This window comes from Sphingomonas sp. MM-1, assembly GCF_000347675.2.
Classification (GTDB): Bacteria; Pseudomonadota; Alphaproteobacteria; order Sphingomonadales; family Sphingomonadaceae; genus Sphingomonas_E; species Sphingomonas_E fennica.
Genome location: NC_020561.1, coordinates 1,576,958 through 1,597,997, shown reverse-complemented (window position 1 = coordinate 1,597,997; position 21,040 = coordinate 1,576,958). Strand labels below are relative to the sequence as shown.

The 21,040-nt window shown below is 67.7% G+C and carries 21 protein-coding genes, 1 other RNA gene and 1 riboswitch; of the genes, 16 read left to right on the top strand and 6 right to left on the bottom strand.

The window, feature by feature from the left end; translation table 11 throughout:
* The first annotated feature begins 6 nt into the window (after nucleotides 1-6).
* Nucleotides 7-198: riboswitch (cobalamin riboswitch) on the top strand.
* A gap of 134 nt (nucleotides 199-332) precedes the next feature.
* Both G432_RS07750 and G432_RS07745 read left to right on the top strand, forming a co-directional pair.
* Complete coding sequence (locus G432_RS07750) at nucleotides 333-2,291, top strand: TonB-dependent receptor plug domain-containing protein (protein ID WP_015458272.1); 1,959 nt, start codon at nucleotides 333-335, stop codon at nucleotides 2,289-2,291.
* Nucleotides 2,292-2,305: 14 nt separating this feature from the next.
* Complete coding sequence (locus tag G432_RS07745) at nucleotides 2,306-2,713, top strand: DUF1636 domain-containing protein (RefSeq protein WP_015458271.1); 408 nt, start codon at nucleotides 2,306-2,308, stop codon at nucleotides 2,711-2,713.
* Between the two features lie 70 nt (nucleotides 2,714-2,783).
* Here G432_RS07745 and G432_RS07740 read toward each other — a convergent pair whose 3' ends face one another.
* Entirely contained in the window at nucleotides 2,784-3,353 is a 570-nt protein-coding gene (locus G432_RS07740) for a TMEM165/GDT1 family protein (protein ID WP_015458270.1), read from the bottom strand.
* A 288-nt stretch (nucleotides 3,354-3,641) separates the two neighbouring features.
* Between G432_RS07740 and G432_RS07735 the strand changes: the two genes are divergently transcribed.
* Nucleotides 3,642-4,301 (top strand): hypothetical protein, encoded by a 660-nt coding sequence (locus tag G432_RS07735; RefSeq protein WP_015458269.1) that lies wholly within the window; start codon nucleotides 3,642-3,644, stop codon nucleotides 4,299-4,301.
* A 24-nt stretch (nucleotides 4,302-4,325) separates the two neighbouring features.
* On the opposite strand, the gene G432_RS07730 is transcribed toward G432_RS07735, so the two are convergent.
* A complete protein-coding gene (locus G432_RS07730; RefSeq protein ID WP_015458268.1) occupies nucleotides 4,326-5,474 on the bottom strand; it encodes a PQQ-dependent sugar dehydrogenase in 1,149 nt (382 codons plus the stop codon).
* A 92-nt stretch (nucleotides 5,475-5,566) separates the two neighbouring features.
* Nucleotides 5,567-6,799: an SAM-dependent methyltransferase gene (locus G432_RS07725; protein WP_015458267.1), complete on the bottom strand. Its 1,233-nt coding sequence runs from the start codon at nucleotides 6,797-6,799 to the stop codon at nucleotides 5,567-5,569.
* A 206-nt stretch (nucleotides 6,800-7,005) separates the two neighbouring features.
* On the opposite strand from G432_RS07725, the gene rimP reads away from it, so the two are divergent.
* From rimP to pnp, 12 genes are all read left to right on the top strand, one after another.
* A complete protein-coding gene (gene rimP, locus G432_RS07720) occupies nucleotides 7,006-7,536 on the top strand; it encodes a ribosome maturation protein RimP (protein ID WP_015458266.1) in 531 nt (176 codons plus the stop codon).
* 9 nt (nucleotides 7,537-7,545) lie between these two features.
* Complete coding sequence (gene nusA / locus G432_RS07715; protein WP_015458265.1) at nucleotides 7,546-9,153, top strand: transcription termination factor NusA; 1,608 nt, start codon at nucleotides 7,546-7,548, stop codon at nucleotides 9,151-9,153.
* The gene (locus G432_RS07710) at nucleotides 9,140-9,943 is read left to right on the top strand and encodes a DUF448 domain-containing protein (RefSeq protein WP_015458264.1); all 804 of its coding nucleotides are present in this window, start codon (nucleotides 9,140-9,142) and stop codon (nucleotides 9,941-9,943) included. The genes nusA and G432_RS07710 overlap by 14 nt, the downstream gene beginning before the upstream one ends.
* Before the next feature lie 21 nt (nucleotides 9,944-9,964).
* A complete protein-coding gene (gene infB / locus G432_RS07705; protein ID WP_015458263.1) occupies nucleotides 9,965-12,679 on the top strand; it encodes a translation initiation factor IF-2 in 2,715 nt (904 codons plus the stop codon).
* Between the two features lie 59 nt (nucleotides 12,680-12,738).
* On the top strand, nucleotides 12,739-13,170 hold the full coding sequence (rbfA, locus tag G432_RS07700; protein ID WP_015458262.1) for a 30S ribosome-binding factor RbfA: 432 nt from the start codon (nucleotides 12,739-12,741) through the stop codon (nucleotides 13,168-13,170).
* A gap of 64 nt (nucleotides 13,171-13,234) precedes the next feature.
* Entirely contained in the window at nucleotides 13,235-13,444 is a 210-nt protein-coding gene (locus G432_RS24065) for a hypothetical protein (RefSeq protein WP_144062007.1), read from the top strand.
* A 10-nt stretch (nucleotides 13,445-13,454) separates the two neighbouring features.
* Nucleotides 13,455-14,036 (top strand): thymidine kinase, encoded by a 582-nt coding sequence (locus G432_RS07690; RefSeq protein ID WP_015458261.1) that lies wholly within the window; start codon nucleotides 13,455-13,457, stop codon nucleotides 14,034-14,036.
* Entirely contained in the window at nucleotides 14,029-14,589 is a 561-nt protein-coding gene (locus G432_RS07685) for a GNAT family N-acetyltransferase (protein ID WP_015458260.1), read from the top strand. The genes G432_RS07690 and G432_RS07685 overlap by 8 nt, the downstream gene beginning before the upstream one ends.
* 33 nt (nucleotides 14,590-14,622) lie before the next feature.
* Nucleotides 14,623-15,060: a DUF6491 family protein gene (locus tag G432_RS07680; RefSeq protein ID WP_015458259.1), complete on the top strand. Its 438-nt coding sequence runs from the start codon at nucleotides 14,623-14,625 to the stop codon at nucleotides 15,058-15,060.
* Nucleotides 15,061-15,117: 57 nt separating this feature from the next.
* Nucleotides 15,118-16,014, top strand: coding sequence for a tRNA pseudouridine(55) synthase TruB (gene truB / locus G432_RS07675; RefSeq protein ID WP_015458258.1), 897 nt, complete (start codon nucleotides 15,118-15,120; stop codon nucleotides 16,012-16,014).
* A gap of 5 nt (nucleotides 16,015-16,019) precedes the next feature.
* On the top strand, nucleotides 16,020-16,289 hold the full coding sequence (gene rpsO, locus G432_RS07670) for a 30S ribosomal protein S15 (RefSeq protein ID WP_015458257.1): 270 nt from the start codon (nucleotides 16,020-16,022) through the stop codon (nucleotides 16,287-16,289).
* 197 nt (nucleotides 16,290-16,486) lie between these two features.
* Complete coding sequence (gene pnp / locus G432_RS07665; RefSeq protein WP_015458256.1) at nucleotides 16,487-18,811, top strand: polyribonucleotide nucleotidyltransferase; 2,325 nt, start codon at nucleotides 16,487-16,489, stop codon at nucleotides 18,809-18,811.
* An 87-nt stretch (nucleotides 18,812-18,898) separates the two neighbouring features.
* Here pnp and G432_RS07660 read toward each other — a convergent pair whose 3' ends face one another.
* The 3 genes from G432_RS07660 to mscL all read right to left on the bottom strand — a co-directional run bounded on the left by G432_RS07660 (nucleotide 18,899) and on the right by mscL (nucleotide 20,294).
* Nucleotides 18,899-19,171, bottom strand: a complete 273-nt coding sequence (locus G432_RS07660) for a hypothetical protein (RefSeq protein WP_015458255.1) — start codon at nucleotides 19,169-19,171, stop codon at nucleotides 18,899-18,901.
* Nucleotides 19,172-19,489: 318 nt separating this feature from the next.
* Nucleotides 19,490-19,839: a transfer-messenger RNA gene (ssrA, locus tag G432_RS22495) on the bottom strand.
* Between the two features lie 35 nt (nucleotides 19,840-19,874).
* Nucleotides 19,875-20,294, bottom strand: coding sequence for a large conductance mechanosensitive channel protein MscL (mscL, locus tag G432_RS07655; RefSeq protein WP_015458254.1), 420 nt, complete (start codon nucleotides 20,292-20,294; stop codon nucleotides 19,875-19,877).
* 99 nt (nucleotides 20,295-20,393) lie between these two features.
* On the opposite strand from mscL, the gene G432_RS07650 reads away from it, so the two are divergent.
* Nucleotides 20,394-21,029 carry an NUDIX hydrolase gene (locus tag G432_RS07650; RefSeq protein ID WP_015458253.1) on the top strand — a complete coding sequence of 212 codons (636 nt, stop codon included), beginning with the start codon at nucleotides 20,394-20,396 and terminating at the stop codon, nucleotides 21,027-21,029.
* Nucleotides 21,030-21,040 lie beyond the last annotated feature (11 nt).

Here is a 21,040-nt window from a genome sequence, read left to right as displayed (position 1 = left end):
CGGACTATCGCCCCCGTCGCGACAGGTTCCCCGGCGACGGGGATGAAAAGGGAACGGGGTGGAATACCCCGGCTGCCCCTGCAACTGTAAGCGGTGAGCCATCGGGCCATATGCCATTGGGACGTCCCGTCCCGAGAAGGCGGCCCGGACCGGCGCTGACCCGCGAGCCAGGAGACCTGCCCGTCGCGGTCGTCCTTCGTCCGGCCAGGGTGCGCCGAGCGGACGGGTTTGCCCCGCGCGACGACATCGTGGCCGCGTTCGCGCGGGGGGCGAGGTCGATCATCCTGTCTCCCCGAACGGCGCGGCATGTCCGCCTTTTGGGGATATGTTCGATGTTGAGATCTGTTCTTCTTACAAGTTTCCTCCTGTCCGCGCCGGCCTTTGCCGAGGTGCAGGTGGCGCCCGTGCCCGATGCGGCGACGCCGCCGGATTATGATGGCGGCGCGATCATCGTCACCGCCACCCGCGCGCCCATCGCCATCGATCGGCTGGCCTCCTCCGTCACGGTGCTGGACAAGGCGGCGATCGACCGCGCCCAGGATATCGGCGTCACCGAGCTTCTGTGGCGGACGCCCGGCGTCACCGTTTCGCGCAACGGCGGTTACGGCACCGTCACCTCCGTCCGCATCCGCGGCGCCGAGGCGGAGCAGACGGTGGTGGTGATCGACGGCGTCAAGCTCAACGATCCGTCCTCCACCAGCGGCGGCTATAATTTCGCCAACCTGCTGGTCGGCGATGCCCAGCGGATCGAGGTGCTGCGCGGGCCGCAGTCGATCCTGTGGGGCAGCCAGGCCATTGGCGGCGTCGTCAACGTCGTCACCGCCATGCCGGAAAAGGATCTGGAGGCGAGCTTCGATGTCGAGGCGGGATCGCGCGACACCGTGAACGCCCGCGCCGGCCTTGGCGGCCGCACCGGGCCGCTGGCCTGGCGGATCGGCGGCAACGTCTTCACCACGGACGGCATTTCCGCCATCCGCGCCGATCAGGGCGGGGGCGAGCGGGACGGCTACAGCAACCGCAGCCTCACCGGCCGGGCCGAGCTGGAGATCGCCGACGGCGTCAGCGCCGACGTTCGCGGCTATTATTCGCGTGGGCGGACGGAGATAGACGGCTTTGCCGGGGATACGGCGGAATATGGCATCAACCGCGAATTCGTGGGCTATGCCGGCCTGAACGTCGCGCTGCTGGACGGCCGGTTCCGCAACCGCTTCGCCTTCGGCTATACCGACACGGATCGCGACAATTACGATCCCACTCGCCAGCGCCAGCAGACCTTCGACGCGGCCGGGCGCAACCGTCGCTTCGAATATCAGGGCAGTTTCGCGATCACCGACACGTGGACGGCGCTGTTCGGGGTCGAGAATGAACGCTCGCGCTTCCGCACCGTGTCGCCGGCGGCCTCGCTCGCCATTCCGGTGCCCGATCCGGTGCGCGGCCATGCCGGCATCACCAGCCTCTATGCCCAGCTTACCGGCGAGGTGCTGCCGGGCCTGACCGTCAATGGCGGCGTGCGGCACGACGACCACAAGACCTATGGCGGCAAGACCCAGTTCGCCGGCGGCGCCGCCTGGTCGCTGCCCACCGGCACGGTGCTGCGGGCGAGCTATGCCGAAGGATTCAAGGCGCCGACGCTCTACCAGCTCTATTCGGAATATGGGAACACCACCCTCTCGCCGGAACGCGCCAGGGGCTGGGAGGCCGGCATCGAGCAGCATCTGTTCGGCGACGCGCTGACCCTGGGCGCCACCTGGTTCGATCGGCGGACGAAGGACCAGATCGATTTCTACAGCTGCCCCTTTCCGGCGCCCACCGATCCCGACGAGATCGATCCGCTCTGCCTGACGCCGGCGGGCGACGCGCGCTTCGGCTATTATCTCAACATCGCCCGCACCCGTTCGCGCGGGATCGAGGCGACGGCGTCGCTGAAGCTTTCCGATCGCCTGCTGGTGGACGGCAATTACAGCTGGATCGATGCGGAGAACCGGGACACCGGAAAATGGCTGTCGCGCCGGCCCCGCAACGCCGCCAACGGATCGATCAGCTACCAATGGCCGTTCGGGCTGACCACGGGCGCTGCCGTCCGCTGGGCGGGCAAGAGCTATGACGATGCCGGCAACAACCGCCGGCTGGACGATTACACGCTGGTGGACCTGCGGGCGGAATATGATCTGGGCGGCGGCGTGCGCCTGTTCGGCCGGATCGAGAACCTGTTCGACGAGGATTATCAGACCGTCTACCGCTACGGCACGCTGGGGCGCAGCGTCTATGGCGGCGTCCGCGCGCGGTTCTGATCGGGAGGGATGAGATGCTGACGCGCGTCGCCGACGGACCCGCCGTGGTCGTCTGCAATAGCTGCCGCCACTCCGCCGCATCCCGCGAGGATGGGGAGGGGGTTCGCGGCGGCGCGCGGCTGGCGGAGGCGCTGCGCGCGGTGCAGGCCACCGATCCGGATACGGCGCATATCGCTATCCAGGAAATGCCGTGCCTGTTCGCCTGTAGCGAGCATTGCACCGTCCATATCCGCGCGCCGGGCCGCACCGGCTATGTCCTCGGGCGGTTCGCACCGACCGGGGACGCGGCCCGCGCGATTCTCGACTACGCCGTCCGCCACGCCGCGAGCGAGGAGGGAAGGGTGCCCTTACGGGAATGGCCGGAAGGGGTGAAGGGGCATTTCATCGTCCGGGTGCCCCCGCCCGGTTTCGTCGCCGATTGAACCCCGGTTAGGCCCGTCCGGCGCCTGAGCCTTTCCAGGGCGTCTCAGCGCCCTGGAGGCGGGGCCGGCGTTACAGCCAGCCGGCCGTCTGCGCGACGAGCCACAGGCCGATCGCCAGGAACAGGAGCGCCGCGATGGCGTGGACGACGCGCATCGGCACCCGCTTGACCAGTTCGTTGCCCAGGAAGACGGCGGGCACGTTGGCGATCATCATCCCCAGCGTGGTGCCCGCCGTGACCGCGATCACATCGTGGAAGCGGGCGCCCAGTGCGACGGTGGCGATCTGGGTCTTGTCTCCCATCTCGACCAGGAAGAAGGCGATCACCGTGGTCATGAAGGCGCCGAAGCGGGCGGGCTTCGTCTCCACATCGTCCAGCTTGTCGGGGATCAGCGTCCACGCCGCCATGGCGATGAAGGAGAAGGCGACGAGATAGCGGAACCATGTGCCGTCCAGCAGTGCTGCGACATTGGAGCCGATCAGCGCGGCGAGGAAATGGTTGGCCAGCGTCGCCACCAATATGCCGGCCACAATCGGCCAGGGCCGCTTGAACCGGGTGGCGAGCACGATCGCCAGCAGCTGGGTCTTGTCGCCGATCTCGGCAAGCGCGACCAGCGCGGTCGAGGTGAGCAGGGCTTCCATGGACGGTCGATCTCCGGGCCGGGCGGCGATGAATCCAACGACATCGCACCTCCCGCCCGGCCAGGCGGAAGTGCGACGTCATTGGTCTCGCCCGGGCGGTTTCCCGCCCCTGCCGCGCCACGGCCTCTCGACCGAGTATGTTGACGCAGGCAATCCGCCCGTCGGGCGGCTGGCTACTCCCCAGATGACGGCCGCGCATTAGCCCCGATCCGTCGCATTGGCAATGGGGAGGGGGAACCCGGCCCGGTTTCGCGTGTATCGAGCAGGAGCTTGAACGAGGAGAATGGAATGCGGGTCGTTATCGCCGCGCCGGTCCTGATGGGCCTGGCGCTTTCCGGCTGTGGGCCGAAGGCTCTTACCTTGCCGGACGACCCGATCGATCGCGCCGCCACCTGCGGCGTGGTGGCGGCGCTCGGCGCGCGGGCGGCCGGTGGCGGCAACGTGGCGGCGGCTCTGCCCTTCGACCGGCAGGCGGGCATCATGCATTACGCCCTGCTGGCGGGCGCCGAGGGCAAGAGCTTCGATCAGTCGCGCGCCGCCGCCGTCGCCGCGCGCATGCCCCAGCTCGAAGCGGGAATCAGTGCCGGCAAGTGGCAGGATCTGGCCCCTGCCTGCGCGGCCGCCTATCCGCAGACGCAGGAGCCCGCCGGCGGCCCGATCGATCTGCCGCAGGATGCGCTGCGGGCGGAGACCGGCTGCTATGCGCTGGGCGCATTCCTCAACAAGACGCTGGGCGGCCCGACCAGCGCCTATAAGGACAGGCTGGCGGAATTCACCCCGATGAACCGCGCGCTGGATGCCAAGATCGGCGCCGGCATCGCCGCGCGCGGCCTCAAGCCCGATGCGGCCGTCGCGCTCAGATCGGAAGCGCTGGCGACGATGGTGAAGCTGGGGCCGCCGGCCGGGGTGATGGCAAGCTGCGTCGCCAGGTTCACGCCCAACGGGTGATTGGCTCCCCGGCAGGGGGCGGCGCTATCGCCGGGGCGTCAGCCTGAGCAGGCGGCCCTGCGATCCGCGCAGGCCGTCTTCCAGCAGCCAGATCGCGCCGTCGGGGCCTTGTTCCACCTCGCGGATGCGCTGGCCGTCCATGTCCCATTGGTCGGCCTTGGCGGCGCTGGTGCCGTCCAGCGCCACGCGCACCAGCCCCGGCATGTTCATCGCGCCGATGAAGGCGCTGCCCTTCCATTCGGGGAACATGTCACCCGAATAGATCATCAGCCCGGCGGGCGAGATGGCCGGCTTCCAATAGACCTTGGGCGCTTCCAGGTCCGGCCGGGTATCGTGATCGGGGATGGGCCGGCCGTCATAATGATCGCCGTTGGATACGATGGGGTAGCCGTAATTGCGGCCGGGCAGGATCAGGTTGAGCTCGTCGCCATGGCGCGGGCCCATTTCCTGTTCCCATAAATTGCCCTGCGCGTCGAAGGCGAGGCCCAGCAGGTTGCGGTGGCCGTAGCTCCAGATCGCTGGGTGGAAGCCCCTGGCCGCCAGCGGATTGCCCTTGGCCGGCGTGCCGTCGTCGTTCAGGCGGAGCACCTTGCCCAGCGTCGATTTCGGGTCCTGGGCGGGATCGAATTTCTGCCTCTCGCCATTGGTGAAGAACAGATGGCCGTCGGGGGCGAAGGCGATGCGGCCCGAATAATGGCCGTCGCCCTCCACATAGGGGCTGGCGCGGAAGATCACCTGCACGTCGCGCAGGGCCGGGGCGGGGCCTTCGGCAAGGGTGCCGCGTGCCAGTGCCACGCCCTTGCCGCCTTCGCCCTTTTCCGAAAAGCTGAAATAGACGAGCCGGTTCTCGGCGAATTTCGGGTGCAGCACCACATCCATCAGCGCGCCCTGGCCTTCGCTGTCCACCGCCGGAATGCCCGCCAGCGGGGTCGCGGCCTTGCCGTCCGCCGAAACCAGCAGCATCCGTCCGGCCTTTTCCGTCACCAGCATCCGGCCGTCGGGCAGGAACGTCATCGCCCAGGGCGAATCGAAATCGGCGACGACGGTGGCGACGAAGGGCTTGTCGGCTGCCGCGGCCGTGGCCGGCGCGGCGGCATTGCCTTCCTCGCCCGCGCCGCCGCAGGCGGCCAGCAGGGCGATGGCCGGCAGGATGAAGGATGTGGGACGATGCATGGCCTGGCTCCGGGTCGGATCGGGATCGTTGCGCAACGTCCTGACAAAAGCGGATGTTTCCCGGAAGGGGCGTCCTTCCGGGAAATATTTTGTCATGCCTTCGCGCGCAGCTCGCGCTCGGCCTCGGCGATATAGTCCCGCGTATAGGGCAGGGCATCGCGGCGGCGGATATATTGGAGCTGGTAGTTGCACATGCCGCCATGGCGGAAGGCCGCGGCCGCGCCGGCAAGGTAGAACAGCCACATGCGATAGAAGCGGGCGTCGTAAAGCGCCTCGATCTCCGCCCGCGCGGCGACGGTGCGATCATACCAGATGTCGAGCGTCCAGGCATAATGGACGCGCAGCGTTTCGAGGTCGGAGAGGATCAGCTTGCTCCGCTCGCTGGCCGAAACCACTTCGGACAGGGCCGGGATATAGCCGCCGGGGAAGATATATTTGGCGGTGAAGGCATCGGTGGTCGAAGGCTTGCCCATCCGGCCGATCGTGTGGATCAGCATCACCCCGTCCTCGGCCAGCAGCGTGCGGCACTTGTCGAAGAAGGTGCGGTAATGCGGTGGGCCGACATGCTCGAACATGCCGACCGAGACGATGCGGTCGAACTGGCCCTGCACCTCGCGATAGTCGATCAGCTCGAACTTCACCCGATCGGCGACGCCGGCTTCCTGGGCGCGGCGGCGGGCGACGGCGAGCTGTTCCTCGGACAGGGTGATGCCGAGCACGTCGACGTCGGCGACGCGATGGAGGTAGAGCGCCATGCCGCCCCAGCCGCAGCCTATGTCCAGCACCTTCTGGCCGGGCTTCAGGTCCAGCTTGGCGGCGATATGGGCCTTCTTGTCGGCCTGCGCCTGTTCCAGCGAGTTGCCGGGATCGGTGAAATAGGCGCAGCTATATTGGCGGTCCTTGTCGAGGAAGAGGTCGTAGAGCCGGCCGTTCAGGTCATAATGATGGGCGACGTTGCGCCGGGACCGGCGTTCCCAGTTGATCCGGTCGAGCCGCGCGAGGATGCTTTGCAGCTGTTCGCGCCAGAAGCTGGCCTTCAGCTTGTCGCCGCCTTTCTCCCACGGCGCATTGCCGCGCAGCAGATCGATGAGGCCGCGGACATCGTCGCCCTCCACGGTGAGGCGGCCGTCCATCCAGGCCTCGGCGGCGCCCAGGCGCGGATTGCGGGCGATGAAGTTGGGCGCGCCCTTGTCGGTGAAGCGAATCCGAATCTCCGCCCAGCCGGGCGTGGCCGTGCCATAGGCCTTTTCAGTGCCGTCGGCGTAGGTGACGTGGAGCACCCCCCGCTTGACGATGCCGGAGAGCATCCGATCGAGTAACCACATCGGCAACCAGCCTCCTTCGCGGACCTTGGCAGGCGAATAGAGCCGCAAAACAGCCGATTATCAAGCGCGCGCAGGCATTGCCGACTCCGCTTGCCGAACGGTGGGCGATCGCCTATATCGCAGTCTCTCTCGACATTGGTGACATTGGCGAGGTCGGCTCCGCTCCGGGGCCGGCGCCAGGGTCGCATGCTCGACGAAGGAGGCATATGGCGGACGCGGACATCGCCGCATTGACGAAGCTGATCGAACCCGAGGCGCAGGCGCTCGGGCTCGCGCTCGTGCGCGTCGCGATGTTCGGTGGCAAGTCCGATCCGACGCTGCAGGTGATGGCGGAGCGGCCCGACACCCGCCAGCTCGACCTTGCCGATTGCGAGGCCCTGTCGCGCCGGATTTCCGACGTGCTCGACGCCGCCGATCCGATCGAGGAGGCCTATCGGCTGGAGGTCAGCTCGCCGGGCATCGATCGGCCGCTCACCCGCCTCAAGGATTTCGAGGACTGGGCCGGGTTCGATGCGCGGATCAAGGTCGCGCCGCCGCTCGACGGCCGCAAGCAGTTCGACGCGCGCCTCGACGGACTCGAAGGTGAAACCGTGAAGGTGTATGCCGAACGGGTCGGCGAAGTCGCGATCCCGTTCGGCCGGATCGCCAGCGCCAAGCTCATTCTGACCGATGCACTGTTAAAGGCCACCGCGCCGCTTTCGACCGAAGGCGCGGACAGGATTTCGAAGGAAGGATAGGACCAAGCCATGGCCACCGCCATTTCCGCCAACCGGGCCGAGCTGCTCGCCATCGCCGACGCCGTCGCGCGCGAGAAGCTGATCGATCGCGAAATCGTGATCGAGGCGATGGAGGACGCGATCCAGCGCGCGGCCCGCGCCCGTTACGGCGCCGAAAACGATATCCGCGCGAAGATCGATCCGCGCTCCGGCGACATGCGCCTGTGGCGCGTCGTCGAGGTGGTCGAGCAGGTCGACGACTATTTCAAGCAGGTCTCCGTCGCCGACGCGCAGAAGCTGCAGCCGGGCGCCGCCGTGGGCGACTTCATCGTCGATCCGCTGCCGCCGATCGAATTCGGCCGCATCGCCGCGCAGGCCGCCAAGCAGGTGATCTTCCAGAAGGTCCGCGATGCCGAGCGCGAGCGGCAGTATGACGAGTTCAAGGACCGCGCCGGCGAGATCATCACCGGCGTCGTCAAGCGCGTCGAGTTCGGCCATGTCGTCGTCGATCTCGGCCGCGCCGAAGGCGTCATCCGCCGCGACCAGCAGATCCCGCGCGAGGTGCTGCGCGTCGGCGATCGCGTCCGTTCGCTGATCCTGTCGGTGCGCCGCGAGAATCGCGGGCCGCAGATCTTCCTCAGCCGCGCGCATCCGGACTTCATGAAGAAGCTGTTCGCGCAGGAAGTGCCCGAAATCTACGACGGCATCATCGAGATCAAGGCCGCCGCCCGCGATCCGGGCAGCCGCGCCAAGATCGGCGTCATCAGCCATGACGGCTCGATCGATCCGGTCGGCGCCTGCGTCGGCATGAAGGGCAGCCGCGTCCAGGCCGTCGTGCAGGAGATGCAGGGCGAGAAGATCGACATCATCCCCTGGTCGCCCGATACCGCCACCTTCGTCGTCAACGCGCTGCAGCCCGCGCAGGTCGCCCGCGTCGTCATCGACGAGGAGGAGGAGCGGATCGAGGTGGTCGTGCCCGACGACCAGCTTTCGCTCGCCATCGGCCGCCGTGGCCAGAATGTCCGCCTCGCCAGCCAGCTGACCGGCAAGGCGATCGACATCCTGACCGAGGCCGACGCCAGCGAGAAGCGACAGAAGGAATTCGTCCAGAACAGCGAGATGTTCCAGAACGAGCTGGACGTGGACGAGACGCTGGCCCAGCTGCTCGTCGCCGAAGGCTTCGGCAGCCTCGAGGAAGTGGCCTATGTCGAGGCGGACGAGATCGCCTCGATCGAGGGCTTCGACGAGGAGCTGGCCGCCGAGCTGCAGAGCCGTGCGCAGGAAGCGCTGGACCGCCGCGAGCAGGCCAATCGCGACGAGCGCCGCGCGCTCGGCGTCGAGGACGATCTGGCCGATCTGCCCTACCTCACCGAAGCCATGCTGGTGACGCTGGGCAAGGCGGGCATCAAGACGCTCGACGACCTGGCCGATCTCGCCACCGACGAGCTCGTGCAGAAGAAGCGCGCCGAGCCGCGCCGCCGCAACGAGAATGCGCCCAAGCGCGCCGAGGACAAGGGCGGCGTGCTCGCCGAATACAACCTGACCGAAGAGCAGGGCAACGAGATCATCATGGCCGCGCGTGCCCACTGGTTCGCCGACGAAGCGCAGGAGGACGCGGCTGCGGATGGCGAGCAATGAGCATCCTAGCGCGATAGCGCCGACGCACCGTCCATCCCGCGCGAAGCCGAAGGGCGGGCCGCGGGCGGGCGGGAAGCATGCCGAGTCCGCACCGGACGCGGGCGGCGAGGACGTGGTCGATACCGGCCACGGCCCCGAGCGCCGCTGCGTCCTTTCGGGCGATCACGGGCCGCGCGACGGGCTGATCCGCCTCGCGCTCGGCCCCGACGGCACCGTCGCCCCCGATGTCCGCGCCAAGGCGGGCGGGCGGGGCGCCTGGATCGCGGTCGACCGGGTGGCGCTGGAAACGGCGATCGCCAAGGGCAAGCTGAAGGGCGCGCTGGCGCGTGCCTTCAAGACGGCCAGCTTCCTGATCCCGGACGATCTTCCCGCCCAGATCGAACGTGCGCTGGAACGCGCGGCGCTCGATCGCCTGGGGCTGGAGGCCAGGGCCGGCAACCTCGTTACCGGCAGCGAACGGATCGTCGATGCCGCGCGCAAGGGGACGGTGGCGCTGCTGCTCCACGCCCGCGACGCGGCGGCGGACGGCACCCGCAAGCTGGATCAGGCGCTGCGAGTCGGCCTCGACATGGAAGGCACGGACACGCGGGGACTCGTAATTCCCGCGAGCCGCGCCATATTGTCGATGGCCTTGGGACGCGAAAATGTGGTACATATCGCGCTTGTCGCGCCGGCTGCCGCCGCGCGCGTTTCCGATGCACTTGGCCGCTGGCGCGGTTTTATTGGACGGAATGGCAGCGCCGAGCCTTGCGATACACCTTCGCAAGGCCCATCGGCGCTACGGAATTGAAGTGAGGGGTTCGGGTACTCGATGAGCGATAACGACAAGCCGAAACTGGGTATGCGCGCGCCCCTGGGTCTCAAGCGCACGGTCGAGACGGGCAAGGTGAAGCAGAGCTTCAGCCATGGCCGCTCGAACACCGTGGTGGTTGAGGTCAAGCGCCGCCGTATCCTCGGCAAGCCCGGCGAGGCGGAAGCCCCGGTGCAGGAAGCGGCAACCACGCCGCCGCCCGCGCCCGCGGCTGCACCCGCCCCGGCGGAAGCGGCGCCCGTGGCCGAGGCTCCCGCCGCCGCGCCCGCGCCCACCCCGGCTCCCGCCTCCACGCCGGCCCCGGTGGCGGAGGCGCCCGCGCCTGCGCCCACCCCCGCGCCGGCCGCCAAGCCAGCGCCTGCCCCGAAGCCGGCCGCGCCGCGCGCCGCCGCGCCTGCGCCGACGCCGCGCCCGGCCTCGATGCGGCCGATGACGCCGCTCGAACGGCGCGAGATGCAGGAACGCCTGCTGCGCGAGGCCGAGGAAGCGCGTATGACCGCGCTCGAGGAAGCGCGCCGCCGCGAGGAGCGCGAGAAGCAGGAGGCGACCGAAGAGGAGCGCCGCCGCGCCGAGGAGAATCGCCGCGCCGAGGAGGAGGCCGCCAAGGCCGCCGCCAGGGAGGCCGAGGAAGCCGCCGCGCGCGCCGCCAGGGAAACCGAGGAGGCCGCCCAGGCCGCGACTGCGGCGCCCGCCGCGGAAGCCCCGGCCGGCGAACGGGCGCCCGCTTCGTCCACCCCGCCGCCGCGTCGCTTCACGCCCGTCGTCGCGCCCAAGCGGCCCGAGCCGGCCAAGCCTTCGCGCGATCGCAAGGGCGATGACCGCCGCCAGTCGGGCAAGCTCACCGTCACCCGCGCGCTGGACGACGGCGACGGCGGCGCGCGTGCGCGCAGCCTCGCTGCGCTGAAGCGCGCCCGCGAGAAGGAAAAGCGTGCCCACCAGATGGGCGGCCCCGCCGCCAAGCAGGTGCGCGACGTGATCGTGCCGGAAACCATCACGGTGGGCGAGCTTGCCAACCGCATGGCCGAACGCGGCGCGGACCTGGTGAAGGCGCTGTTCAAGATGGGCATGCCCGTCACCGTCAACCAGTCGATCGACCAGGATACGGCCGAGCTGCTGGTCACGGAATTCGGCCATAACATCAAGCGCGTATCCGAAAGCGACGTCGACATCGTCACCGCCGACGACGTGGACGCGCCCGATACGCTGAAGCCGCGCCCGCCGGTCGTGACGATCATGGGCCATGTCGATCACGGCAAGACCAGCCTGCTCGATGCCCTGCGCGGCACCGACGTGGCCTCGGGCGAGGCCGGCGGCATCACCCAGCATATCGGCGCCTATCAGGTGACGGTGAAGGACGGATCGAAGATCACCTTCCTCGATACGCCCGGCCACGAGGCGTTCAGCGAGATGCGCGCCCGCGGCGCCAACATCACCGATATCGTGGTGATCGTGGTCGCCGCCGACGACGGCATCCGCCCGCAGTCGATCGAGGCGATCAACCACACCAAGGCGGCCGGCGTGCCGATGATCATCGCGATCAACAAGGTCGACAAGCCGGGCGGCAATCCGCAGCGCGTGCGCGAGGCCCTGCTGCAATATGACGTCCAGGTCGAAAGCATGGGCGGCGACGTGCAGGAGGTGGAAGTCTCCGCGCTCAAGCGCACCGGCCTCGACGAGCTGATCGAGAAGATCCAGCTCCAGGCCGAGGTGATGGAGCTGAAGGCCAATCCCGATCGCCCGGCCGAAGGCACGGTGGTGGAAGCCAAGCTGGACAAGGGCCGCGGCCCCGTCGCCACGATCCTCGTCGGCCGCGGCACGCTGAAGGTGGGCGACATCTTCGTCGTCGGCGCCGAAAGCGGCAAGGTCCGCGCGCTGGTCAACGACAAGGGCCAGCAGGTGAAGGAAGCCGGCCCCTCGACCCCGGTCGAGGTGCTGGGCCTTTCCGGCGTGCCGGGCGCGGGCGATCCGCTCTCGGTGGTCGAGAATGAGGCGCGCGCCCGCGAGGTCGCGGCCTATCGCGCCAGCGTCATCCACCAGAAGCGGACGACGGCGGCCCCGGCCAGCCTGGAATCGATGTTCTCGGCGCTGCGCGACAAGCAGGCCCAGCAATATCCGGTGGTGGTGAAGGCCGACACGCAAGGGTCGGTCGAAGCGATCATCGGCTCGCTCAACAAGATCTCGACCGACGATATCCAGGTGCGCATCCTGCACTCGGGCGTCGGCGGCATCACGGAAAGCGATGTCACGCTGGCCGCCGCCTCCAAGGCGCCGATCATCGGCTTCAACGTCCGCGCAAACGCCAAGGCGCGGGAAATCGCCACGCGGGATGGGGTCGCGCTCAAATATTATGACGTGATCTACGATCTGCTGGACGAGATCCGCGCCGCGATGGCGGGCCAGCTCGGGCCGGAATATTTCGAAACGGTCGTCGGCCGCGCCGAGGTCCGCGAGGTGTTCTCCGCCGGCAAGCATGGCAAGGCGGCGGGCCTGCTCGTCGTGGAAGGCTATATCCGCAAGGCGCTCCGCGCCCGCCTCACCCGCGACGACGTCATCATCTACAACGGCTCGATCGCCTCGCTGCGTCGCTTCAAGGACGACGTGCCGGAGGTCCGCGCCGGCCTGGAGTGCGGCGTCACGCTGGAAGGATCGACCGACATCAAGCCGGGCGACTTCCTCGAGACGTTCGAGGTCGAGGAACGCGCGCGCACCCTGTGATCGTTCGCGCCGGCCCGGTTCGCGCCGGGCCGGCGCCCAGCTTGTGAAAAGGCCGCGCCATGCGCCGCAACGAAACCCCCGAAGGCAAGTCCGTCCGCGTGCTCCGGGTCGGCGAGCAGGTGCGCCATGCGCTTGCCGACATCCTGATGCGCGGCGACGTGCATGACGATGTGCTCGCCAGCCACACCGTATCGGTGACGGAGGTGCGCATGTCGCCCGACCTGCGCCACGCCACCGCCTTCGTGAAGCCGCTGCTGGGCGCGGACGAGGAGAAGGTGCTGAAGGCGCTGCGCACCAACACCGCCTATCTCCAGAGCGAGGTGGCGCGCCGGGTGAACACCAAATATGCCGCGAAGCTCAAGTTCCTGGCGGACGAGAGCTTCGACGAGGGCAGCCACATCGATGCGCTGCTGCGCCGGCCGGAAATCGCCCGCGATCTCGACCCGGACGATGCCGGCGGCGACGGCGGCGAGGCCGACCGGGACGGCTGACCCGGCCCTTGCCCGGCCCCGTGCCCGGCGGTCAGCCGGTCACTGCGCGCCGGCGGCCCAGCCGATGACCACGCCGGTCGCGGTGATGATGAGCCGGATGCGGCGCGCAAGCTCCAACAACATCATGTCCCTTGCCTCCCTGTTCTTCGTCCCCGCGCCCTTCTGCCATGGCGGAAGGATAAGGATGATGACGGCGGGGTTGCAGTTTTGCGACGGACGGGCCGGGGCGGGACAGGCCATCTGGCCGGTTTCGCAGGGGCGTAAACCGCTTTAAGGGCAGCGCGATGGCCAAGCTCTATTTCTACTACGCCTCGATGAATGCGGGGAAATCCGCCACGCTGCTGCAGGCCGATTTCAACTATCGCGAGCGCGGCATGGAAACCATGCTGTTCACCGCCGCGATCGACGATCGCTATGCGCCGGGCCGGATCAGCTCGCGGATCGGGCTGGAGGCGGAAGCCTTCCCCTTCGATGTCGCGACCGACCTGCGCGGCGAGGTGGAAAGCGAGCTGGCGCGCCGCCCGCTCGCCTGCGTGCTGGTGGACGAGGCGCAGTTCCTGACCCGCGATCAGGTGTTCCAGCTCGCGTCGATCTGCGACGATCTCGGCATTCCCGTGCTGGCTTACGGCCTGCGCACCGATTTCCGGGCGGAGCTGTTCGAAGGCAGCGCCCATCTGCTCGCGCTGGCCGATGCGCTGGTCGAGATCAAGGCGATCTGCGAGTGCGGCGTCAAGGCGACGATGAACCTGCGCACCGACGCCATGGGCCGCGCGGTGCGCGAGGGCGCGCAGACCGAGATCGGCGGGAACGACCGTTATGTCGCACTCTGCCGCCGCCACTTCATGGAAAGGATGCGCAATGGCTGACGCCGCCCGCCTGCTGGTTCCCCTCGTCGAGGGCGATGCGCGGCTGGTGCCGCTGGAGGAACGCCACCGCGAGGCGCTGCGCGCGGCCTGCGCGGCCGATGCGGACATCTGGACGATCTATAACGTCTCCTACGATCCCGATCATTTCGATGCGAGCTTCGATGCGCTGATGGCCAATCCGGCGCGGCTGGGCTTCGCCATCCTGCAGGACGATGCGGTGATCGGCATGACCGCCTATCTGGGCGTCGATGCGGGCAAGGGCCTGCTGGAGATCGGCAACAGCTATATCGCGCCCGCCGCGCGCGGCACCGGCCTCAACGGCCGGATCAAGCGGCTGATGATCGATCATGCGATCGCCTGCGGTTTCCGCCGCATCGAATTCCGCATCGATGCGCGCAACGGCCGGTCGATGGCGGCGGTGGAGAAGCTGGGCGGGGTGAAGGAAGGCGTGCTGCGCCAGGAACGAATCACCTGGAACGGCCATTTGCGTGATACCGTCCTCTACTCGATCCTCGCGGACGAATGGCGCGCCCGTTTCACCGCCGGTTCATGACGGCCGCGATAAGCGGGTCGCCGGAGGAAGGATATGACACGGCATCCTTGCACCGTCGCCCTGCTCGCGCTGATGCTGGCGTCCCCCGCCATGGCGGGGCAGGCGCCCGATCCGGAGGCGGCGCCTGCCGCGCGTGAGGCTGCCATCCCGTTCCTGGGATCGGAATCGATCAACGATTATCGGGTGGAAGGGCGCGATACGCTCTACATCCAGGATATACGGGGCCGCTGGTATAAGGCCGAACTGATGGGCAATTGCCTCGATCTCGATCTGGCGGAGGTGATCGGCTTCGACACCGGCGGCACGAGCAGCTTCGATCGCTTCTCCACCATCGTCGTCCGTGGCCGGCGCTGTCCGCTGAAGAGCCTCGTCGCCAGCCCGGCGCCCCCGCCGGCGCGCGGGAAGACCCATGCGCACCATCATGGCGGCAAGGCGCCGCAAAGCGATCCGCCCGAGGACGATCAGGGCTGACGGCGCCCGCCGCATTTTCCGGTCCCCGCGCGCGGAAAATGGTCTAGACGCCCGCCGATGGACGGATGGATCATAATCGACAAGCCGGTGGGCATCGGCTCCACGCAGGTCGTATCGGCGGTGAAGCGGGTGCTGCGCCAGGGCGGCTATGGCAAGCACAAGGTCGGCCATGGCGGCACGCTCGATCCGCTTGCCTCCGGCGTGCTCCCCATCGCGGTGGGCGAGGCGACCAAGCTTTCGGGGCGGATGCTGGACGCCGACAAGGCCTATGACTTCACCATCGGCTTCGGCACGGAGACCGACACGCTGGATGCCGAGGGCAAGGCGATCGCCACCTCCGATGTCCGGCCGCCGCGCGCGGCGGTGGAGGCGGTGCTGCCGCGCTTCACCGGCGCGATCGATCAGGTGCCGCCCGCTTTCTCGGCGCTGAAGGTGGATGGCGCGCGGGCCTATGATCTGGCGCGCGCCGGCGAGGAGGTGGTGCTGAAATCCCGCGCCGTCACGATCCACGATCTCCGGCTTTCGGCATGGGACGGGGCGGGCGCCACGCTTTCCGCCCGCGTCTCCAAGGGCACCTATATCCGCAGCCTCGCCCGCGATATCGCTTATGCCCTTGATACCGTTGGCCACGTCACCATGTTGCGGCGGACCAAGGCGGGGCCATTCACCCTGGATCAGGCGATTTCGCTGGACAAGCTGGAGGAATCCGCTAAGGGCCACGCGCTTGAAGACATACTCCTGCCATTGACGGCGGGGCTGGACGACATCCCGGCTCTCGCGGTCAGTCCCGATCAGGCAAGGGCGCTCCGCGAGGGGCGGAAGTTGATCGGGATCGCCAAGCACCAAGGCCTTCATCTGGCGGTATCGGGCCAAGTCCCCGTCGCCCTCGTGGAGGTTTCCGGCCCGGAGATACGGGTGGTGCGCGGCTTCAACATTCGCGATGTCGAAGGATGAATTGAATGACGATTACCGCTGCACGCAAGGCCGAGCTGATTGCCACCCACGCCCGTGGCGAAGGCGATACCGGCAGCCCCGAAGTCCAGGTCGCGATCCTTTCGGAGCGCATCGCCAACCTGACCGAGCACTTCAAGACCCACGCCAAGGACAACCATTCGCGTCGCGGTCTGCTGATGCTGGTCAACAAGCGTCGCAGCCTTCTCGACTACCTCAAGCGGGAAGATGCGGGCCGCTACGCGGACATCGTCGCCAAGCTCGGGCTTCGCAAGTGAGCTGAAGCCACTGACCGGAACGGCCCCCTCGCGGGGCCGTTTCTCGTTTCGGGGATCAGGATTTCGCCCCGGAACATCCTCCCGGATCCGGCATACGGCCGTGATCCGGTTTCGGGCAGGACGCCCGACCATGGGGCCGGATGCCGGCCCCGCTACAGGCCCCGCCGGCATAGGGCCGGCGGCAGGAAGGAAAAGAGATGTTCAACATCAAGAAGCAGGAAATCCAGTGGGGCGGCCAGACGCTCACTCTGGAAACGGGCCGTGTCGCCCGCCAGGCCGACGGCGCGGTGGTCGCGACCCTCGGCGAAACCGTTGTGCTCTGCGCCGTCACGGCTGCGCGCAGCGTGAAGGAAGGGCAGGATTTCTTCCCGCTCACCGTCCATTATCAGGAGAAGTATTTCTCGTCGGGCCGCATCCCCGGCGGCTTCTTCAAGCGTGAACGCGGCGCGACGGAGAAGGAGACGCTGGTCTCCCGCCTGATCGACCGCCCGGTCCGCCCGCTGTTCCCGGAAGGGTTCTACAACGAGATCAACGTCATCGCCCAGGTGCTGAGCTATGACGGCGAGAACGAGCCCGATATCCTGGCGATGATCGCCGCGTCGGCCGCGCTCACCCTTTCCGGCGTGCCCTTCATGGGCCCGATCGGCGCCGCCCGCGTCGGTTACAAGGATGGCGAATATATCCTGAACCCGACCGACGCGCAGGTCGCCGAGGGCGATCTGGACCTCGTCGTCGCCGGCACCCACGATGCGGTGATGATGGTCGAATCCGAAGCCAAGGAGCTTTCGGAAGACGTGATGCTCGGCGCCGTCATGTTCGGCCATCGCGAGATGCAGAAGGTGATCGACGCGATCATCGATCTCGCCGAAGCCGCCGCCAAGGACCCGTGGGAACTGGCCGCCCAGCCCGATACCAGCGCCATGAAGGCGAAGCTCAAGAAGCTCGTCGGCAAGGATATCGCGGCCGCCTACAAGCTGATCAACAAGTCCGATCGCTCGAACGCGCTCAACGCGGCGCGCGCCAAGGCCAAGGAAGCCTTCGCCGATGCGAGCCCGCAGGACCAGATGGTCGCTTCCAAGCTCGTCAAGAAGCTGGAGGCGGAGATCGTCCGCACCGCGATCCTCAAGGACGGCCGCCGCATCGACGGCCGCGACACGAAGACCGTCCGCCCGATCGTGGCGGAAGCGCACTTCCTGCCGCGTGCCCATGGCTCGGCGCTGTTCACCCGCGGCGAAACCCAGTCGATCTCGACCTGCACCCTGGGCACCAAGGATGCGGAGCAGATGATCGACGGGCTGAACGGCCTGCGCTACGAGCATTTCATGCTCCACTACAACTTCCCGCCTTATTCGGTGGGTGAAGTGGGCCGCTTCGGCGCGCCGGGCCGTCGCGAAGTCGGCCATGGCAAGCTGGCGTGGCGCGCGCTGCATGGCGTGCTGCCGACCAAGGAGGAATTCCCCTACACGATCCGCCTGACGTCCGACATCACCGAGTCCAACGGCTCGTCGTCGATGGCCACCGTCTGCGGCGGATCGCTGGCGCTGATGGATGCCGGCGTGCCGATCAAGCGCCCGGTGTCCGGCATCGCCATGGGCCTGATCCTGGAAGGCAAGGACTTCGCCGTCCTGTCCGACATCCTGGGTGACGAGGATCATCTGGGCGACATGGACTTCAAGGTGGCCGGCACGTCCGAAGGCATCACCAGCCTGCAGATGGACATCAAGATCGCCGGCATCACCGAGGAGATCATGAAGGTCGCGCTCCACCAGGCGAGCGACGGCCGCGCCCACATCCTGGGCGAGATGGCGAAGGCGCTGGATCACACCCGCACCGAGCTTTCGGCCCATGCCCCGCGCATCGAGACGATGACCGTGCCGAAGGAGAAGATCCGCGACGTGATCGGCACCGGCGGCAAGGTGATCCGCGAAATCGTCGCCCAGACCGGCGCGAAGGTCGACATCGAGGATGACGGCACCGTCAAGATCAGCTCGTCCGACCTCGACAAGATCGAGGCCGCGAAGAACTGGATCATCGGCATCGTCGCCGAGCCGGAAGTGGGCAAGGTCTACACCGGCAAGGTGGTGAACCTCGTCGATTTCGGTGCTTTCGTGAACTTCATGGGCGGCCGCGACGGCCTGGTCCACGTCTCGGAAATCAAGAACGAGCGCGTGGCCAAGGTGTCGGACGTCCTGTCCGAAGGCCAGGAAGTGAAGGTCAAGGTGCTGGAAGTCGACCAGCGCGGCAAGGTGCGCCTGTCGATGCGCGTCGTCGATCAGGAAACCGGTGCCGAGCTGGAAGATACCCGCCCCGCGCGCGAGCCGCGCGAAGGCGGCGATCGCGGTCCGCGTGGCGACCGGGGTGATCGCGGCGATCGGGGTGATCGTGGCGACCGCCGCCGCGAGGGTGGCGATCGCGGCCCGCGCCGGGATCGCGGCGATCGCGGTCCGCGCCGCGAGCGGGACAATGATGACGGCCCCGCGCCGGAATTCGCGCCCGCTTTCCTGAAGCGCGACGACGACTGATCCGCTTTCCCGGATCGGAATATGGAAAAGGGGGCCATTGGCCCCCTTTTCTGTTTCCGCCGGTCCGTTCCCGGAATTGCGGGGAGGTTACAGCCCGTTGTGGGTGGCGGCCGCGTTCACATCGGCCGCGTCGATCGCGTCGGCCCGGTTATCGCCTTCCTGGCGAAGCGTGTCGGCCTGATCCTCGATGGCATCGGCCTGCGCGTCGTTGGTGGTGTTGTCCGCGATCGCATCGAGCTGGTCGGCCTGGTTGTCATAGGCCTGCTCGACATTGGCGGCCAACGAGTCATCGCCCTTGCCACCGCAGGCGGCAAGCGCGGCGAAAGCCGCGATGGCGGTGAGCTTGATCATGCGATTCATGCAAATCCCCTGCTTCGTCCCAGCGCGATTCCGGTTGCGCCTCCAGCAACGCGCAATCGCGACACCAAAAGTCCGAACGGGGCCATCGGCCGCCGTTCGTTTCGCCGCGGCATCGTTGCGCGACGAAAGGATGTAAGCGTTGAAAGCGCGCGCAGTTCCCGGAATCGCGACGAAGCGTTGCGGAAAGCCGGATGGGGCGTTGGCGGGCGCCGGCGAAAGCGCCGGGAGAGCCGCTGAAATATAAAGGGGAATCGGCGCGAGGAATGCCGCCGGATAGGAAGTGGGGAGCTTCTGTTGCCCGGCGCTCCCCGTGCCGCTGGATTCCGCTTCTGTTGCCCGGTGCGGACCGAACCGCGCTAAAGCTTTGTAACTTCGTCCGTGAGGACTAGGTTACGCGGCAATCGCGAGCGCCTCGTTGTCGTTGGCACTTGTAGGTTTGAACGGTTTTACGGCGCATTCAGGCCGGGCAAAAACATCGTCTTTGAACACACGTCGATCCTAGTTCGGCCCCGTCAGGAGCCCCTTGCCGGATCGGCGAGGGGTTTCTGGTGGAGCCGCCGGGTACCGCCCCCGGGTCCGCTGCATCTATTCCACGACATCATTTATCGCCATAGCCGGGCGAACCCGGCACCACCCATATAGTGCGGCGCGATGGCGTTGAGAAGGCCCGGCGGGCGGCAGGACCGGATTGTTCCGGCAGGCTTCAGGGCCGCTTCTTCAGCTCGTCGCGGATCTCCTTCAGCACCGCCACGTCGGGCGTGTCGGCGGGGCCTTCCAGCGGGATGGCGCGGTTCACGGCGCGCACGATCAGGAAGATGATGAAGGCGACGATCAGAAAATTGACGGCGACGGTGATGAATTCGCCATAGCCGAGCAGCGGCACGCCGGCCTTCTTGAGATCGGCATAGCTGTTGGCCGATCCGGCGAAATTGGCGGGAATCTCACCAAGGCGGATGAAATAGCCCGAAAAATCGAGCCCGCCGAAGAGCTTGCCGACGACCGGCATGATGATGTCGTCGGTCAGCGACGATACGATCTTGCTGAACGCGGCACCGATGATCACCGCGACCGCGAGGTCGAGCACGTTTCCGCGATTGATGAATGCCTTGAATTCCTTGAGCATGAACCCGTCTCCCTGCTGGTCGATCGACTTTCCCGTTTCGGTGCCGTCATGGCAAGGCCGCCGTTGCGACGGCATGGCCGCTCGCCTAACGATCGAAGCATGAATCACGATCCTGTCCAAAAACATTCTGCTGCCGGGCATCCGCTGCCGGACGATGCCGATCAGCCCGCGGAAATCCTGTGGCAGGGCCGCTTCATCGAGGCGCGCCGCAAGGGAAAATGGGAATATGTCGGCCGCGCGCGGGGCATCGGCGCCGCGGTGATCCTGGCCGTGGACGACGGCCATGTGCTGCTGGTGGAGCAATATCGCGTGCCGCTGGGCGCGCCCTGCCTCGAACTGCCCGCCGGGCTGGTGGGCGACGATGTGGCCGGCGAGCCGATCGAGACTGCCGCCGGGCGGGAACTGGAGGAGGAGACGGGCTATCGCGCCGGCCGGCTGGAGAATGCGGGCTGCTTCGCCGCCTCGCCGGGCATGGTTTCCGAAACCTTCACCCTGATTGTCGCGCGCGATCTGGTGCGCGTCGGCCCCGGCGGCGGGGTGGAGGGCGAGAATATCGTCGTCCACCGCGTGCCGCTGGACGAGGTCGCGGATTTCGTGGCCGAACGCCGCCGCGCGGGGGTGATGATGGACGTGAAGCTGCTGCTGCTGCTCGGCGCCGGCCTGATCGGGTCAACCTTGCCGGATGGGCGGCAGGCGCCAGCGACGCCGCTTGCCCCGATGCTCCGGGGTCATTAAGCGAATATGCC